The sequence below is a fragment of the Dechloromonas hankyongensis genome (assembly GCF_022012295.1).
Lineage (GTDB): Bacteria > Pseudomonadota > Gammaproteobacteria > Burkholderiales > Rhodocyclaceae > Azonexus > Azonexus hankyongensis.
The window spans coordinates 20295-36076 of record NZ_JAKLTN010000009.1 but is presented as its reverse complement, the minus strand read 5'-3'; the positions used below and the strand labels follow the sequence as shown (position 1 = coordinate 36076).

The window sequence follows — 15782 nt, the reverse complement described above, 5'->3', positions numbered from 1 at the left end:
CACGCCCGGCGCTTTCGGACGCTACCGCTGGCGGAGTTTGTTTCCCGCCGCCAGACCGGAATCCGCCGGGGTATAGGCGGCGATTCCCGGAGGGTAGTCGACGATGCGGGTGGCACCCGCCTTTGCGGCCACGGGAAGACTTGGACGCCCACCGAAGCGTGCCCCGCCGCTGATTGCCCGCATCGCCTCGCGATCGAGATCGACGCTTTCCGGCAAATCCATGATTGAGATAGTGCTCATTGCTCGCTCCTCTTGGTACTGACTTCGGCCGCTGACGACTCCAGCAAAGTTGACCATGGGGACGGTGTCCAGTTCAACCGGCCCAGAGCTCCCGGCGCCGGAACGGGATTGGCCAGGGGATGTGTTTTTCCGCTCCCAACAGTTGCCATGGAATGTGTTTTTCCGGGCACAACACATTTCCCGGAAGCCGGTTCGGCGGGGCCTCAGTGGCTCCCTGGGGGTTGGTGATTAAATGTTTTAAATACAACGCGTTGCAGTATTTCTTCAGGCCTGGCCCGGAGGGTGGCACACCCTATGCTGTATTCCCTTCGAGCGCAACTGAATGGCTCACCAACCCAAACCACTAGGAGAATTACCATGCAATCCATCACCATCAAAGACCTGTCCATCGCCAAGGAACTCGACCGCGCAGAGCTGGCGGCCGTACGCGGCGGCAGCACCTTCAACAACTCCGGTATGAACCTCTCGGCTGCGCTGGGCGGTTCCGGCATCGGCGGCGCCGCCACCTCGGTGGTCGTCGCCCCGGTGACCCAGGTCGATGCCAGCGAGCATCTCCGCAGCACCGTGCAGACGGTTAGCGCCAATTCCGTCTTCGGCAATGCCAACGCCAGCGCCTACAAGCTGTAAGGAGAACGACCATGCAATCCATCATGATCAAAGACCTGTCCTGCGCCAAGGAACTCGACCACGCAGAACTGGCGGCCGTCCGCGGCGGCAGCACCTTCAACAACTCCGGCATGAACCTCTCGGCTGCACTGGGCGGTTCCGGCATCGGCGGCGCCGCTACCTCGGTGGTCGTCGCCCCGGTGATCCAGGTCGATGCCAGCCAGCATCTCGAGAGCGTCGTGCAGACGGCCAGTGCCAACTCCGTCTTCGGCAATGCCAACGCCAGCGCCAGCGGCTACAAACTGTAAGGAGAACGACCATGCAATCCCTCATGATCAAAGACCTGTCCATCGCCAAGGAACTCGACCGCGCACAACGGACGGCCGTCCGCGGCGGCAGCACCTTCAACAACTCCGGCATGAACCTCTCGGCCGCACAGGGCGGTTCCGGCATCGGCGGTGCAGCCACCTCGGTGGTCATCGCCCCGGTCACCCAACTCGATGCCAGCCAGCATCTCGACAGCATGGTGCAGACGGCTAACGCCAACTCCGTCTTCGGGAATGCCAACGCCTGGGCGGGCAAGCCGCTCTAAAGCCGGGGCGGCACCGCGCGGTGAGGGAATCTCCCTTGCCGTGCGGCCTCGCCGGGTTCGCCGTTCATGCCAATACTTGGAGATTCAAAAATGGGTGCAATCAGGATCAACGACCTCCCCATCAACCGTGCCCTGGACCGCCAGGCGATGTCCTCGTTGCGAGGCGGGTTGGGGGAGGGTAACTGGGTTTTCGGCTGGATGGTGCCATATGCACCGCAGTCGTCCAGCCTGCTGCCGGTAGTCAACAACTTCGTTCAGACCAACAACTACATCGGTCAGGTAGTCAATGAGACGCAGACGATTGCCATCAGCAACACCGGGGCCAATTCGAACATTACTGCTGCCTTGATTGGTTCACAGGGCAATACCGGCAGTCGTTAATCGCTCGCTTCGGTTCGGGGGCTTGCCTCGATCTGCGCGTCCACGGTGGCAAGCTGTTTCGCTATTGTGCGGTGAGCACTCTTCGCTGCTTTGAGGGGCGCCGCTGCGCCTAGCAGCCTCGGCGAGCAGAAAATCCCGTTCAGGATTCGTCGGCGATCCAGTTCTTACGCGGGGGCAGCTTGACTTGCGGAATCGGGCCGCGTTCGGCGGCGATGACCTTGTCCAGCACGACGTAGAGTTCGTGGATCAATTCCGGGCCGAAGGCCTGTTCGATCACCTTGTATTGCTCGACGATCAGCGGGCCGAGTTCGGCCACCAGCTTTTCGGCCTTCGGCGTCATGCGGACGATGACGCGGCGCTGGTCTTCTTCCATGCGCGTGCGGGTGACCAGGCCCATGTCTTCCATGCGCGACAGCACGCCGGTCAGGCTGGGGCTGAGGATCTGGCAGATCTCGCAGATCTCGCGCGGCTCCAGCTGGTCGTACTCGCCGATGGCGCGCAGGATGCGCCATTGCTGCTCGGTCAGGCCGAAATGGGTGATGATCGGGCGGAAGTGGCAGAGCAGTTCTTCGCGGGCGCGAAGGAAGAGTTGCGGCAGGTTGCGGTAGGCGAGCTTGCGGGTCATAGCGGTTGTTCCGGGGCGGTGCGTGGGCACATTGACAGGCCCGATGATAACAGCTATATGGCTAACATGTTAGAGAATTGGCGTGCCGCGCTGCGCGGGTCGCCGGCCAGTGGGACGGCGCGAAAATCGGCCGGCCTTGGGGTAAGCTGGCATTCATCTGGTGGTGGCGACGGGGGCAGGGCATGACGGTGACGGCGGTGCAGGCAATTCCGGATATCCATATCGGGCGGGTTTACGACCAGCGCGACCCGGAATGCGAGATCCATTACGAGACCTTCGGCCGTCTGGCCGATTTCTTCGGCCGCAACACGCCGCCGCACCGGCATTACAGCTTCTTCCAGGTCCATCTGCTGGTGCGCGGCAGCATCCGTCTCAATCTGGACGGCGAGGTCTATTTCGGCGAGGCGCCGCTGTTCATCTTCACGCCGCCGACCATTCCGCATTCCTTCTATTCCGAGGAGGATACCGACGGCCATGTGCTGACCATCCGCCAGGAAGTCGTCCGCGCCTGGTACAAGGCGATGCCCGGGCAATGGCCGGAGTCCCTGCTGCGTCAGCCGGCCTTCGTCGAAATGTCCCGCCTGCCGGCCGAGTTCGCCGCCGACTTCGACGGCCTGCTGGCTTCGGTGGCGCTGTTGCAGCAGGAGTTCACCCGGGATGCCAAGGGGCACCTGGCGCTGATGCAGGCGCTCGGGCAAAGCAGCTTCATCCATCTCAGCCGCCTGCTGGTGGCGCACGAGCCGGTCTCGGCGCAGCGCCCCGAGCGTAGCGAAGACCTGCGCATCTTCCTCAGTTTCTGCGATCTGGTCGAAGCCCATTTCCGCGATCACCTGACGCTCAGCGAATACGCCCAGCGCCTGTCGGTGACCGAGGCGCGCCTCAACGATATCTGCCGACGCATGGCTGAGCGGCCGTCCAAGGAAGTCGTGCACGAACGCTTGTTGCAGGAGGCGCGCCGCCTGCTGCGCTATTCGGCGGTGCCGATCACCGAGATCTGCTACCAGCTCGGCTTTGCCGATCCGGCCTATTTCTCCCGCTTCTTCACCAAGCGCACCGGGGTGCCGCCCAGCCAGTTCCGGCGCGACGACCAAGGCTGACTGCGCCATTCCCGTACCAGCGGTCCGCGATGCGGGCCTCGGCTCCCGTTTCGCTTCTCGATTCCCGCTTTCGCGGGCATGACGCCTTCCGAATCTCTCGGGTTACGAAAAGTACAAGTCATTTCCGCAAACGTCCATTCATTAATATCTTAGTGAAGCGTCTAATGAGCCTCATCAGAGAACTGCTGCAAGGCAGTCGTGGAATGAGGAGTGAGACATGGCGGAAGGCAAGTTCGACATTACCCGCAAGTTCGTGCGCGTCATGCGCACCCGGCCCAATGGGTTGATCGAGTTCGAGTTCGCCGTCGGCGACCCCGACGTGGCGGCCGAACTGGTCATGCCCAAGGCGGCCTTCGACGAATTCTGCAAGGCCAATCAGGTCGAATTGTTGACCGACGCCAAGTCCGAGCCGGCCGATGCCGATGCCTCCGACGCCGATTTCCACTGGAACCTGCACCAGGCGACGCACCAGCGTTTTCGCTAACTATTTGGCTTTCCGGTGCGGCCAAGCGCACCGATTGGGAATTTCAAGGAGACAAGCATGGCAATCGATTTGAGGACAGTGAGCATCACGCCGCTGCGCCAGACCTTCGGCCACCTGGCCCGCCGCATGGGGGCCGACAAGCCGGCCTCGCGCTACATCGAAGCGACGATGGACCTGCAGCCGGTCGAGAACTACCACTATCGCCCGACCTGGGAGCCGCAGTACGACATCTTCGACCAGACGCGCACCGCGATCACCATGAAGGACTGGTACGCGCTGAAGGATCCGCGCCAGTACTACTACGGCGCCTGGACCCTGGCCCGCGGCCGGATGCAGGAAGTGGCCGAAGGCGACTTCGACCTGGTCGACGAACTGGGCCTCGCCGCCGCCTACCCGGCCGCCGGCAAAGAGGAAGCGCTGAAAGTCTTCCTGCCGCTGCGCCATGTCGCCTGGGCTTCCAATCTGAACAAGGCCTACGTGTCGTCTTACGGCTACGGCATCGCCATTTCGCAGGCTGCCTGCTACGCCTCGATGGACCAGCTCGGCGTCGCCCAGTATGTGACCCGCCTGGGCATGGCCTTCGACGATCTCGGCGCCCTGGCTGACGCCAAGACTGCCTGGCTGGAAGGCGCCGAGTGGCAGGAACTGCGCCGCTACGTCGAAGACCTGATGGTCGAGAAGGATTGGTTCGAAGTGCTGGTCGCCCAGGACTTCGCCCTCGAAGGCCTGCTCTACCCGCTCATCTACGAGCGCTACAACGAGAAACTGAATGCGGCCTACAGCCCGGTGTTCTCGATGCTGACCCGCTTCCAGCGCGAATGGTTCGGCGAAACGAGCAAGTGGCTGGACTCCGTCCTGAAGTCGACCGGTGCCGACAACCCCGGCAACAAGGAACAGCTCGCCGCGTGGATCCGCAAGTGGCGCGACCGTGCCGTCGTCGCCCTCAAGCCGGTGGCCGCCCTGGCCTTCGGCGGCGAAGCCGAAACCATCATGGCCGAACTGGTCCAGAACCTGAATGCCCGCGCCGCCAAGGCCGGCATCGCCCTGTAAAGGAAATCGCATGTCCAACGCATTCATCGCCTTCCAGAAGAACGACGACTCCCGCTGCATCGTCGAGGCCATCCTCGAGGACAACCCGAACGCCATGGTCGACGACCAGCCGTCGATGGTGAAGATCGACGTGCCGAACCGCCTGGTCATCAAGCGCGAAACGGTCGAAGAGAAGATCGGTCGCAGCTTCGACCTGCAGGAACTGCAACTGCACCTGATCACCATCTCCGGCAATCTGGACGAGACCGACGACGAATTTACCCTGAGCTGGAATTCCTGATTCCGGCTACGAAGGAGCGAACACCATGGATATGAAAGCAACCAAGAAGCTCGGCCTCAAGGAGCGCTACGCCCTGATGACCCGCGATCTGGCCTGGGACACGACCTACCAGAAGCCGGCGGACGTCTTCCCGCAGACCACCTACGAAGGCATCAAGATTCACGACTGGGACAAGTGGGAAGACCCCTTCCGCCTGACCATGGACGCCTACTGGAAGTACCAGTCGGAGAAGGAGCGCAAGCTGTACGCCATCCTCGACGGCTTTAACCAGAACAACGGCCACCTGTCGGTCACCGATGCCCGCTACATCAACGTCCTCAAGCTTTTCCTCGGCTCGACCCCGCCGCTGGAACTGATGGCCGCCCGTGGCTTCTCGATGATGGGCCGCCAGATGAACGGCGCCGGCCCGCGCGTCGCCTGCCAGATGCAGGCCGTCGATGAATACCGCCACTTCCAGACGCAGATCCACTCGATCTCGAACTACAACAAGTACTACAACGGGATGGACGAGTTCGCCCACCAGCAATCCCGCATGTGGTACCTGTCCGACGGCAAGTCCTTCTTCGACGACGCCATCACCGCCGGCCCGTTCGAGTTCATGGTCGCCATCGGCTTCGCCTTCGAGTACGTGCTGACCAACATCCTGTTCGTGCCCTTCATCTCCGGCGCCGCCTACAACGGCGACATGGCGGCGATGACCGTCGGCTTCTCGGCCCAGTCCGACGAAGCCCGCCACATGACGCTGGGCCTCGAGTGCATCAAGTTCATGCTCGAGCAGGACCCGGACAACCTGCCTATCGTCCAGCGCTGGATCGACAAGTGGACCTGGCGCGGTACCCGCAAGCTGGCCTCGGTCGGCATGATGATGGACTACATGCTGCCCAAGCGCATCATGAGCTTCAAGGAAGCCTGGGAAATGTACGTCGAGGAAAACGGCGGCGCCCTGTTCAAGGACCTGGCCCGCTACGGCATCACCATCCCGAAGTGCTTCAGCCAGACCATCGAGGAAAAGGAACACGTTTCCCACCAGTCGTGGATCGGTTTCTACATGAAGCCGCAGGCCACCCCGTTCCATACCTGGATTCCGACGCCGGACGAAATGGACTGGCTGTCCGAGAAGTACCCCAACACCTTCGACCAGTACTACCGTCCGGTCCTGGAGTACCTCGACGCCCAGGATAAGGCCGGCAACCGTTTTGACAACAAGACGGCGCCGATGAACTGCCAGGTCTGCGTCAGCACCATGAAGTTCAACGAGCCGGGCGACCCGATGGAAATGTGCTTCCGCGAGTCGATCTACCAGGGCGAGAAGTTCCACACCTGTTCCGACCACTGCAAGGAAATCTTCGACAACGAGCCGGAGAAATACGTCCAGACCTTCATCTCCTCGCACCAGGTGCTGCAGGGCAACTGCGAGCCGGATGGCGTCGATGTCAATGCGCCGGACTTCAAGCCGGGCCAGGACATGCTCGGCTACTGGAAGCTCGACAAGCGCGCCCTCGGCGACTTCAACGGCTCCGAGGACCAGAAGAACTTTGCCGCCTGGCGCGAACAAGCGACCAAGAACTAAGGAGACAGTCATGACCATGTTGAAAACCCTCGCTCCGTACGAGTTCAAGTCGCGCGACGCGGTCGAGAACTACAAGGGCCGCCAGTTGCTGTACGTAAACTGGGAACGCCACCGCATGTTCTCGCGCCCCTTCGTGCTGGCCATGAAGCCGGAAACGCCGTTCTCCGCCGTGGTGGACGAAATGGCCGCCTGCTTCAGCTACCACCCGGACTGGCAGCACATCGACTGGGACAAGGCCATCTGGCAGAACGGCAACACGCCCTTCACGCCGGACCGTGCCAAGACCCTGGCCGAGAACGGCATCGGCCACAAAGACCTGATCCGTTTCCGGACGCCGGGCCTGGATGGCATCGCCGGCACCGGCTACTAGAAGAACCAACGGGGCGCCGCGCCGGTCGCGGTACCCCGCCAAGACCTGCAGAGAGACCAGAACATGAGCTACGAACTGACCATCGAGCCGCTCGGCCGCAGCATTGAAGTCGAAGACGGCCAGACCATCCTCGACGCCGCGCTGCGCGCCGGCATCTACCTGCCGCACGCCTGCTGCCAGGGCTATTGCGCCACCTGCAAGGTGTGCATCACCGACGGCGAGGTCGATCACCAGAATTCGTCGAGTTTTGCGCTGATGGACTACGAGCGCGAAGAGGGCAAGGCGCTGGCCTGCTGTGCCACGCTGGAAGCCGACACGGTAATCGAAGTCGAGATGGAGATCGACGAGGACGCCCGCGACATCCCGGTGAAAGACTTCCATGGGGTGGTCAGCCGCATCGAAAACCTGACGCCGACCATCAAGGGCATCTGGCTCAAGCTTCCGAACGACGAAGTGCTCGATTTCCAGGCTGGCCAGTACGTCAACTTCAACCTGCCCAACGACATGGGCCATCGTGCCTTCTCGCTGGCCAATTCGCCTTCGACCGGCAACGAGATCGAGCTCAATATCCGCATCGTCCCGGCCGGTGTCGGCACGACCTGGATCCACAACGAACTGAAGGTCGGCGACCAGATCACCGTGTCCGGACCCTACGGCCGCTTCTTCGTGCACAAGTCGGCCAACGTGCCGTCGCTGTTCATGGCCGGCGGTTCCGGCCTGTCCAGCCCGCGTTCGATGATCCTCGACCTGCTCGAACAGAACAGCGAACTGCCGATCACACTGGTCTATGGCGCACGCAACCTGGGCGAGCTGTATTACCACCAGGAATTCGTCGAGCTGGCCGCCAAGCATGCCAATTTCACCTACGTCCCGGCGCTCAACGACGAGCCGGCCGACAGCGGCTGGACGGGATTCCGCGGTTTCGTGCATGAAGCCGCCAAGGCCCATTTCGACAACGATTTTCGCGGCAACAAGGCCTACCTGTGCGGCCCGCCGGTGATGATCGAAGCCTGCATCACGACGCTGATGCAGGGCCGCCTGTTCGAACGCGACATCTACACCGAGAAATTCTTCTCGGCCGCCGATGCCCAGCAGGTGCGCAGCCCGCTGTTCAAGCGCGTGTAAGTTTTCCTCTGCACCACCCCTCTTTAAGGCCGCGTTCGTCGCGGCCTTTTTTTGTCTACTACGCGGCGAGGGTGGTGCGCAGCCAGTCCGTCAGCGCGTCGGGGCGTCCGAGGAAAGCGGAAAGATCGAGTAGCTGACGGGAATCGCCAGTTTCCAGCACGAAGGACGGAAAGCCGCCGGCGCCGACCCGGCGCATGAACTGGCGCGTATCCCGGATATGGCGTTGCACGGCGTCGCCGGTCTGCGCGGCCAGGGTATCGGCAAAGGCGGTGGGGTCGAGGCCCATCGCCGCGGCAACGGCAAGCAGGACGGGCGTCTCGGCTATGCGTTGGCCTTCGACGTAATGGGCGACCTGCAGCCGTTCGATCATATCCACGCCGCGGCCGGCCACCTGTTCGGCGGCCAGCATCGCGGTGATGGGCGGTTCGGAATCGAATACCGCCGTAGTGTCGCGCAGCAGGCCGTCGCGGTAGGCATCACCGAACACTTGCCCGGTGAGGGCGGCGATACGGTGGTCGTGGGGTGTGACGTAATCGCGCAGCTGCGGCGTGACGGCCTGGCGGCCGGCGCCGGCCATCATGCCGCCGCCGTGCGGGCGGACGGTGACGATGGCGCGGGCGGCTGCGACCAGCGGCGCGGCGCCGTAGCACCAGCCGCACAGCGGGTCGTAGATGTAGTGCAGGACGGGCGTGCTCACCACTTCATCTCGCCTTTGTTGACCTTGGCGCCGATGTCCAGCGCGATGCCGAGGCCGGCTTGCGGATAGGCCTGCTGCATGGCGGCGATCAGTTCGGCGGCGTTGCCGGCCTTGGCGGCTTCGGCGTCGAAGCGGCGCAGGTAGTCGCGGGTGTAGCGGACGGTGCCGATATCCAGCGCAGTACCCGGTGCCATGTGGCCGGGGACGACGGTGACCGGCTTGAGGGCTTCGATTTCGTCGAGCTGGGCCAGCCAGGCTTGGCGTTCGGACGGCTTCTGCGTGTCGGCGGTCCATACATGGAGATTGCCGAAAATGGCGATGTTGCCGGCGATGGTGCGGATGGCCGGAATCCAGACATAGGGACGGTGGGCCAGTTCGCCGCGCGTGCCGCGCACTTCGACCGTCTCGCCGTCGACCGTCAGCGTGGTGCCGGGCAGGGCGTCCGGCACGATGGGCTGATGCGGGGCGTTGGCACCCATCTTCGGACCCCAGAAAGCGACTTTACCGGCCAGCTTGGCCTGGATTGTGTCGCGCACGGCCGGCGTGGCCACCACCTGGGCCTGCGGGAACAGTTCCTTGAGCGCTTCGGCGCCGAAATAGAAATCGGGGTCGGCGTTGCTGATCAGGATGGTCTTCAGCGTCTTGCCGCTGTCGAGCACATTGGCGGCCACGCGCAGGGCGTCGGCGCGGGTGAAGCCGCTGTCGATGACCAGGGCTTCGCTTTTGCCGCTGACCACCACGGCATTGACGTGGAAGCTCCGCGCATCGGCGTTGTAGACCTTGACCTCGAGCGGTGCGGTCTGCGCGGCGGCGGAAGCGGCGACGATGCCCAGGGCGAGGGCGGGGAAGAGGATGCGGGCGAATTTGCCGGCTGGGTTCATGGTGATCTCCGTGGGTGTGTTGTCGGTACGGAGCGAACTTTAGTTTTTTCGATATGGTTGATAAAGTTAGTATTGGTTGATTATTTATTGCATGAATCGATGAAATGGACAGGCTGACGGCGGTACGGGTCTTTGTCGAAGTGGTGGATCGCGGCAGCCTGACGCAGGCGGCCGACGGGCTGGAGATGTCGGCGGCGATGGTCAGCCGCTACCTGGCGGCGGTCGAGGCGTGGTTCGACGCCCGGCTGCTGCACCGCACGACGCGTAAGGTCAGCCTGACCGAGGCCGGCGTCGCCGCCTTGCCGGCCTGCCGGCAACTGCTGGAAATCGCCGAGGACGTGCAGCACCTGGCCGCCACGCGCAGCCGCGTGCCGGCCGGGGTGCTGCGGGTGACGACGGCCAGTTCCTTCGCCGACGCCCAGCTCACCGATGCCTTGGTCGATTTCCAGCGGCAGCATGAGCAGGTCGAAATCGTCCTCTCGGTCTCCGACAAGGCGACCGACCTGGTGGCCGAGCGCGTCGATCTGGCGGTACGCATTACCAATTCGCTCGATCCGGCGATGATCGCCCGGCCACTGGCCGTTTGCCGCTCGCTGCTCTGTGCGGCGCCGGAATACCTGGCGCAGCATGGCACGCCGCGCACGCTGGCCGATTTGGCGGCCCACCGTTGCATCGCCCATGCTTTCGGGGTGGGCCGCCACTACCGTTTCCTGCAGGCCGGTCAGATGATCGAGGCGCCGGTGCGCTGGAGTTTCCATACCAACGAAACGGCTGTCTTGCGCCGGGCGGTTCTGGCCGGGGCGGGGATCAGCATGCTGCCCACCTATTACGTCGGTGATGCCTTGCGCGAGGGGCGGCTGGTCCGCCTGCTGCCCGACTGCGAGCCGGAAACGCTGGGCATCCACGCCATCTATCTGTCGCGCCAGCATCAGCCACTGGCCTTGCGCCTGCTGGTCGATTTTCTCGCCGCACGTTTCGGCGGCGCCATCGCTCCCTGGGACGCCGCGTTGACCGGCTGAGTGCAGCCGGGCGGAGCGACGCCCGCCGTTTGTGCGTCGACGCACCAGGATGTGGCAAAGACGATGCTGGCCGTCTTGTCGCCGCAGCCCTTGCCGCGTCTGCATCTCCATGAAATCAGTGGCTTGGCGCATATTGCGCTGACCGACGGGGGCGGGCATGCCCCTTGCTGAACTGATAGGGCATGGCCGGCGTTACGCTAAAAGCAATTAGTTGACTATTGCGTATTAATGGCTAATATATTCGTGAAATAGGCGTCTCAAAAGAAGGCGCCCCGACGGAGAAACGAGATGAATCATCTTTGCGAATCGGCAAACGGCCTTGGCCTTGTCTCGCGGCGCGCCCTGCACAACGGCGACGTCGATATCCAGGCGCGGGCGCTCATCTACGAGAACTGGGATCAGCGCTACGACCAGTTGTCGGGTGGGCGTTTCGACGGCTCGATGCAGGAAATCCGCTTCCCGTCCTTCACCCTGATCCGCGAGACCAGCAACCGCGTGCTGTTGCAAAAGGGCTGCACGCCGCAGGGCGTGTTCGCCATCGGCACGCTGCTGACGCTGGGCGAGAGCGGTTATCACTGCGGTGAATTGATGGCGACGCGTACCGCCGCCCTGCTCGAACCGGGCACCGAATTCGAGATCCGCACGCCGGAGCGCTTCGATCTGGTCGCCGCCGTCTTCTCGCCGCGCGACCTGACCACCAATCTCGATGGCCCGGTGCTGGATTACGAGGAACTGGAGGCCGACCTACGCCGCTCGTCGAAGACCATCGGCCCGGCCAACGCCGGTCCCATGGCCGATTTCCTGCAGCGCGTCCACGCCTGCGCGCAGGATACGCCGGACTACCTGATGCTCCCTTCCAACCTGCACCAGCTGGAGGAGGAGTTCTACAGCCTGCTCATCGAAACGCTGCGCCTGGCACGTGGCCCCGAAGTGCATGCCCTGTGCCCCAACCGCGAACGCATCGTCCGCCGCTTCCGCGCCTTGCTCGATGCTTCGCCCGAGTCGGCGCTGAGCATCGTCGATATCTGCGACGAGATCGGCGTCACCCGGCGCACGCTGCAGAATGCGACGCAGGAAGTGTTCGGCATTTCGCCGCAGCACTACCTGAAGGCCATCCGCCTCAACGCCTTCCGCCGCGCCTTGAAGGTACGCGAGCCGCAGCGCGAGTCGATCGGCGACGTGGCGGCACGCTGGGGCTTCTGGCACCTGTCGCAACTGGCCCAGGACTACCGCAAGCTGTTCGGCGAACTGCCGTCACAGACGCCCTGTATCCACGTTTCGTAGGGACGCTGCAGCTGGGAATCAGCCCGGCTCCTGCGCAAATTTGGCCTAGCCTCCCGAGCCAGTTGCGTATGGCATTGCGCCAATAAAACCCTCACCGTCGGCAGGCTGTGCCGAAGCCGATGGTGCGCAGGGCAGGCAATTCGCCCGGCTTGCGGGTCAGTCGCTTTCGCTACCCTGGTAACCGAGCACCTTCGCAGCCAATTCCGTCCGGCTGGCCACGTTCATCTTGCGGAATACGCTGAGCAGATGGGTTTTGACGGTCGGCAGGGAAATATCCAATTCCCGGCACAGCTGCTTGTTGCTCAGGCCGGCGACGACCAGTTGGACCAGCATCGCCTCGCGTGCCGTCAGCGCGGGGAAGCGTTCGCCGATGATCTTCACGCTGGCCTGGCGCTGGGGAAAGGTCTGCGACAGCGCAAAATCGCCGAGCGTCTTCAGGGCTTCGGCTTTCGCCAGGTCGCGTCGGGAAAACCTGGACGCATCGCCATGGCGCAACAGCGAGCAGCCGAGGATGAGGTCGGCATCGGACTTCAGGAATATCTCCAGGGCATCGACGATGCCGTGCCGGTCCAGGAAACCCGACTGGTATTCGGCATGCTCGGCCGAGCGGCGGGAGAGCATCTGGCGCAGGCCGACCACCCAGCGCCCCTGCGCGAGGCAGTGCAGGGGCGCCAGCGGGTCGAGGTCGGCGAAATGCTGTTCGTAATCGTCCTGTTCGGCGCCTTCCGTGTCGCGGGCCAGGAAGTGCTTGATGCGCAGCTCAGGCCCGACGACGTAGGTCACCCAGCCGGTGCTCGCGAGCAGTGTCCCGGCGCTGCTCCCGAAGGCATGGGCGAAGCGGGAGAGCAGTTTTTCGCTGACGGCCGGATCGTTGGTCGTTTTTTCGTTGTTCATGGCGTGACTCACGGTAAGGGGCTCACTTTACGCTGCCGACGAGGAGCAAGCCTCTCATACTTCCGGTTGATTTTCGTCGGCGCGGGTCTGGGGAATAGTGAGGTCTCCTTCACTTCTTCTGGAAACGAACATCATGACTGCTCCTGAATGGATCCCCGTCGGCGCCCTCGGCGACGCCTTCCTGCCTGAGAACAACTGCCTGCCGCCGGTTTCCGACCTGGCTGGACGTACTCTGAATCTCCACTTCGAAAACGGCTGGGTCATCGAACACGCCTTTACCGATGGCGAGCGCCTGACGTGGCGCATTACCGCCGGGGAGGGTGAGGCCAGCCAGGGCGAAGAACGCTACGTCGCCACCCGTCCCCGTGAAGATATCTATTTCGTCGATTTCATCAAGAGCGGCGAGCGCGCCACCAGCGTGTCGCTGGTCCTCGACCTGAAGCGCCGCAGCTTCATCGCAGTGATCGGCCAGTTGCCGACCGCCGAAGAATCCATGACTTCGTTCATCACCCGCATTGCCCAGGGCAAGGAACTGACGGCGGTGGATGCCACCTTCCTGCGCGGCAGCATCGATGTGCCGCTGACGCCGGACCAGCCCGTGCCGGAAGTGACGCGCGATCTGCTCGGCAAGCGCGTCGAATACATCTACAGCCCGTTCGAGAAGTACGAGCACATCTACCTGAACGATCACTACTACGCCTGGCGTTGTCTGGCCGGGTCGGAAAAGGGGCTGGCCGATACCGACGCCTGCCACTACTACAAGATCGCCGACAACCTCTACCTGTTCGTCTGGCGCGAAAAGATCGTGCCGACCCTGGGCATCGTCATGGTCGACCTCAACGCGATGAAAACCACCGGCAAGATCGTCGGCTACGAAAACAACGACTTCGGCAAGCTGCGCAATTTCACGGTCGGCGCCCGCGCTCGCGTGATTTCGGTCATTCCGGCGGAGTAAGCGCATGGATCGTTCTGCACAACCCCTGGCTGGCAAGGTCGCTGTGGTCACCGGCGGCGGCACCGGTATTGGCGAGGCCTGTGTCCGCCGGCTGGCGGAGCAGGGCGCCACGGTCGGCGTCCTCGGACGCCGCCGCGAACTGGTGGAGCGCGTCGCCGCCCAATGCGGCGGTTTCGCCCTGGTCGCCGACGCCGGCAACGAAGCCGACATGCAGCGGGCGATGGCGACGGTGACCGAGCGCCACGGCCGTCTCGACATGCTGATCGCCAGCGCAGGCGGATTCGGTCAGAGCGCCTGCATGGAGACCAGCGTCGAGGACTGGCGCAAGGCCTTCGACGCCAACCTCAATACCGCCTTCATCAGCGCCCGCGAAGCGCTGCCGCTGCTCATCCCGCAGCGCGGTACCATCGTTTTCGTCGCCTCCATCGCCGCCCTGGCGGCCGGGCCGCAGGTCTGCGGCTACACCACCTTCAAGCATGCGCTGATCGGCCTCTCCCGCTCGCTGGCCCGGGATTACGGCCCGCTCGGCGTGCGCTCCAACGTTGTCTGTCCGGGCTGGGTACGAACGCCGATGGCCGATGAGGAAATGCAGCCGTTGATGGCGCAGCATGGCCTGTCGCTCGACGAGGCCTACGCCATGGTCACCGGCGATGTGCCTTTGAAGCGCCCGGCCGATCCGGCGGAAATCGCCGAAGTCTGCGTCTTCCTGGCTTCGCCGGCGGCATCCATCGTGACCGGTGCCGTGCTGACCGCCGATGGCGGCTCCACCATCGTCGATGTGCCGACCCTGGCCTTTACCCGTTGAGAGGCAAGCCATGAACGCATCCCTCACGCAATATCGCAACGATCTCGATTTCACGGGGCGCACGGTCATCGTCACCGGCGGTGCCAGCGGCATCGGCCGCAGCATCGCGCTGGCTTTCGCCGCCCACGGTGCGCAGGTCTTCATTGCCGATCTCAATGGCGACGGCGCCGAGGCGGTCGGGGCGGAGATTCGCGCGGCCGGCGGCAGCGCCACGGCGCTGTGCTGCGATCTCGCCGATCCCGCCGCGCCCGGGGAAATCATCCGGGCGGCGGCCGATGCCTATGGCCGTATCGATGTGGTGGTGCACAACGCGGCGTATTTTCCCCTGACCCCGTTCGCCGAGATCACACCGGCCCTGCTCGCCAAAACCTTCGCCATCAACGTCGGCGCCGCTTTCGGCCTGTTGCAGGCGGCGCTGCCCCACTTCCCGGCCGGCGGGGGCGGGCGCATGCTGGTCACGTCGTCGGTGACCGGGCCGCGCGTCGCCTATCCCGGGCTGGCGCACTACGCGGCGTCGAAATCCGGCGTCAATGGCTTCATTCGCGCCGCCGCGCTGGAGGTCGCCGCCCAGGGGGTGACGGTCAATGGCGTCGAGCCGGGAATGATCCGCACACCGGCTCAGGACAACCTCGGCGGCAGCGAGGTCACGGCCGCCTTGTGCCAGGGCATTCCGCTCGGACGCCTGGGGGAGCCGGCGGATATCGCCGCGGCGATGTTGTTCCTGGCTTCGCCCGGCGCTTCCTACGTCACCGGACAAACCATTATCGTAGACGGCGGCGCCCTGCTGCCCGAAGCCTGACGCTGCTGCCGGATATCCATGGAGAGCT

General features: G+C 63.8%; 21 protein-coding genes. 16 read left to right on the top strand and 5 right to left on the bottom strand.

What is annotated here, in order from left to right; translation table 11 throughout:
* Window positions 1-21: 21 nt before the first annotated feature.
* Window positions 22-240, bottom strand: a complete 219-nt coding sequence (locus LZ012_RS19335) for a hypothetical protein (RefSeq protein WP_275712623.1) — start codon at window positions 238-240, stop codon at window positions 22-24.
* A gap of 357 nt (window positions 241-597) precedes the next feature.
* Between LZ012_RS19335 and LZ012_RS19330 the strand changes: the two genes are divergently transcribed.
* From LZ012_RS19330 to LZ012_RS19315, 4 genes are all read left to right on the top strand, one after another.
* Window positions 598-867 (top strand): hypothetical protein, encoded by a 270-nt coding sequence (locus LZ012_RS19330; RefSeq protein ID WP_275712622.1) that lies wholly within the window; start codon window positions 598-600, stop codon window positions 865-867.
* Window positions 868-878: 11 nt separating this feature from the next.
* Window positions 879-1154: a hypothetical protein gene (locus LZ012_RS19325; RefSeq protein WP_275712621.1), complete on the top strand. Its 276-nt coding sequence runs from the start codon at window positions 879-881 to the stop codon at window positions 1152-1154.
* A gap of 11 nt (window positions 1155-1165) precedes the next feature.
* Window positions 1166-1438 carry a hypothetical protein gene (locus tag LZ012_RS19320; protein ID WP_275712620.1) on the top strand — a complete coding sequence of 91 codons (273 nt, stop codon included), beginning with the start codon at window positions 1166-1168 and terminating at the stop codon, window positions 1436-1438.
* 90 nt (window positions 1439-1528) lie between these two features.
* A complete protein-coding gene (locus LZ012_RS19315) occupies window positions 1529-1819 on the top strand; it encodes a hypothetical protein (protein ID WP_275712619.1) in 291 nt (96 codons plus the stop codon).
* Between the two features lie 139 nt (window positions 1820-1958).
* Here LZ012_RS19315 and hpaR read toward each other — a convergent pair whose 3' ends face one another.
* On the bottom strand, window positions 1959-2444 hold the full coding sequence (hpaR, locus tag LZ012_RS19310; protein ID WP_275712618.1) for a homoprotocatechuate degradation operon regulator HpaR: 486 nt from the start codon (window positions 2442-2444) through the stop codon (window positions 1959-1961).
* Between the two features lie 77 nt (window positions 2445-2521).
* Between hpaR and hpaA the strand changes: the two genes are divergently transcribed.
* The 7 genes from hpaA to LZ012_RS19275 all read left to right on the top strand — a co-directional run bounded on the left by hpaA (window position 2522) and on the right by LZ012_RS19275 (window position 8420).
* Window positions 2522-3541 carry a 4-hydroxyphenylacetate catabolism regulatory protein HpaA gene (hpaA, locus tag LZ012_RS19305; RefSeq protein ID WP_275712617.1) on the top strand — a complete coding sequence of 340 codons (1020 nt, stop codon included), beginning with the start codon at window positions 2522-2524 and terminating at the stop codon, window positions 3539-3541.
* 217 nt (window positions 3542-3758) lie between these two features.
* Entirely contained in the window at window positions 3759-4025 is a 267-nt protein-coding gene (locus tag LZ012_RS19300; protein ID WP_275712616.1) for a phenol hydroxylase subunit, read from the top strand.
* Window positions 4026-4082: 57 nt separating this feature from the next.
* The gene (locus LZ012_RS19295; protein WP_275712615.1) at window positions 4083-5075 is read left to right on the top strand and encodes a ferritin family protein; all 993 of its coding nucleotides are present in this window, start codon (window positions 4083-4085) and stop codon (window positions 5073-5075) included.
* A gap of 10 nt (window positions 5076-5085) precedes the next feature.
* A complete protein-coding gene (locus tag LZ012_RS19290) occupies window positions 5086-5355 on the top strand; it encodes an MmoB/DmpM family protein (protein WP_275712614.1) in 270 nt (89 codons plus the stop codon).
* A gap of 25 nt (window positions 5356-5380) precedes the next feature.
* Window positions 5381-6925 (top strand): YHS domain-containing protein, encoded by a 1545-nt coding sequence (locus LZ012_RS19285; protein ID WP_275712613.1) that lies wholly within the window; start codon window positions 5381-5383, stop codon window positions 6923-6925.
* A 10-nt stretch (window positions 6926-6935) separates the two neighbouring features.
* A complete protein-coding gene (locus LZ012_RS19280) occupies window positions 6936-7295 on the top strand; it encodes a phenol hydroxylase subunit P4 (RefSeq protein ID WP_275712612.1) in 360 nt (119 codons plus the stop codon).
* 63 nt (window positions 7296-7358) lie between these two features.
* Window positions 7359-8420: an NADH:ubiquinone reductase (Na(+)-transporting) subunit F gene (locus tag LZ012_RS19275; protein ID WP_275712611.1), complete on the top strand. Its 1062-nt coding sequence runs from the start codon at window positions 7359-7361 to the stop codon at window positions 8418-8420.
* Window positions 8421-8478: 58 nt separating this feature from the next.
* Here LZ012_RS19275 and LZ012_RS19270 read toward each other — a convergent pair whose 3' ends face one another.
* Window positions 8479-9117, bottom strand: coding sequence for a DsbA family protein (locus LZ012_RS19270; RefSeq protein WP_275712610.1), 639 nt, complete (start codon window positions 9115-9117; stop codon window positions 8479-8481).
* A complete protein-coding gene (locus LZ012_RS19265) occupies window positions 9114-9998 on the bottom strand; it encodes an MBL fold metallo-hydrolase (RefSeq protein ID WP_275712609.1) in 885 nt (294 codons plus the stop codon). The genes LZ012_RS19270 and LZ012_RS19265 overlap by 4 nt, the downstream gene beginning before the upstream one ends.
* A 104-nt stretch (window positions 9999-10102) precedes the next feature.
* On the opposite strand from LZ012_RS19265, the gene LZ012_RS19260 reads away from it, so the two are divergent.
* Both LZ012_RS19260 and LZ012_RS19255 read left to right on the top strand, forming a co-directional pair.
* A complete protein-coding gene (locus LZ012_RS19260; protein ID WP_275712608.1) occupies window positions 10103-11017 on the top strand; it encodes a LysR family transcriptional regulator in 915 nt (304 codons plus the stop codon).
* A 288-nt stretch (window positions 11018-11305) separates the two neighbouring features.
* Entirely contained in the window at window positions 11306-12301 is a 996-nt protein-coding gene (locus LZ012_RS19255) for a helix-turn-helix domain-containing protein (protein WP_275712607.1), read from the top strand.
* A 156-nt stretch (window positions 12302-12457) separates the two neighbouring features.
* On the opposite strand, the gene LZ012_RS19250 is transcribed toward LZ012_RS19255, so the two are convergent.
* Window positions 12458-13195: a helix-turn-helix transcriptional regulator gene (locus tag LZ012_RS19250; protein WP_275712606.1), complete on the bottom strand. Its 738-nt coding sequence runs from the start codon at window positions 13193-13195 to the stop codon at window positions 12458-12460.
* 133 nt (window positions 13196-13328) lie between these two features.
* Between LZ012_RS19250 and LZ012_RS19245 the strand changes: the two genes are divergently transcribed.
* Genes LZ012_RS19245 through LZ012_RS19235 form a run of 3 tightly spaced genes read left to right on the top strand, consistent with a single transcriptional unit; the run spans window position 13329 to window position 15754 of the window.
* Window positions 13329-14150, top strand: coding sequence for a molybdenum cofactor biosynthesis F family protein (locus LZ012_RS19245; RefSeq protein WP_275712605.1), 822 nt, complete (start codon window positions 13329-13331; stop codon window positions 14148-14150).
* A gap of 4 nt (window positions 14151-14154) precedes the next feature.
* Window positions 14155-14955 (top strand): SDR family NAD(P)-dependent oxidoreductase, encoded by an 801-nt coding sequence (locus LZ012_RS19240; protein ID WP_275712604.1) that lies wholly within the window; start codon window positions 14155-14157, stop codon window positions 14953-14955.
* Window positions 14956-14965: 10 nt separating this feature from the next.
* On the top strand, window positions 14966-15754 hold the full coding sequence (locus tag LZ012_RS19235; protein ID WP_275712603.1) for an SDR family oxidoreductase: 789 nt from the start codon (window positions 14966-14968) through the stop codon (window positions 15752-15754).
* The last annotated feature ends 28 nt before the right edge of the window (window positions 15755-15782 follow it).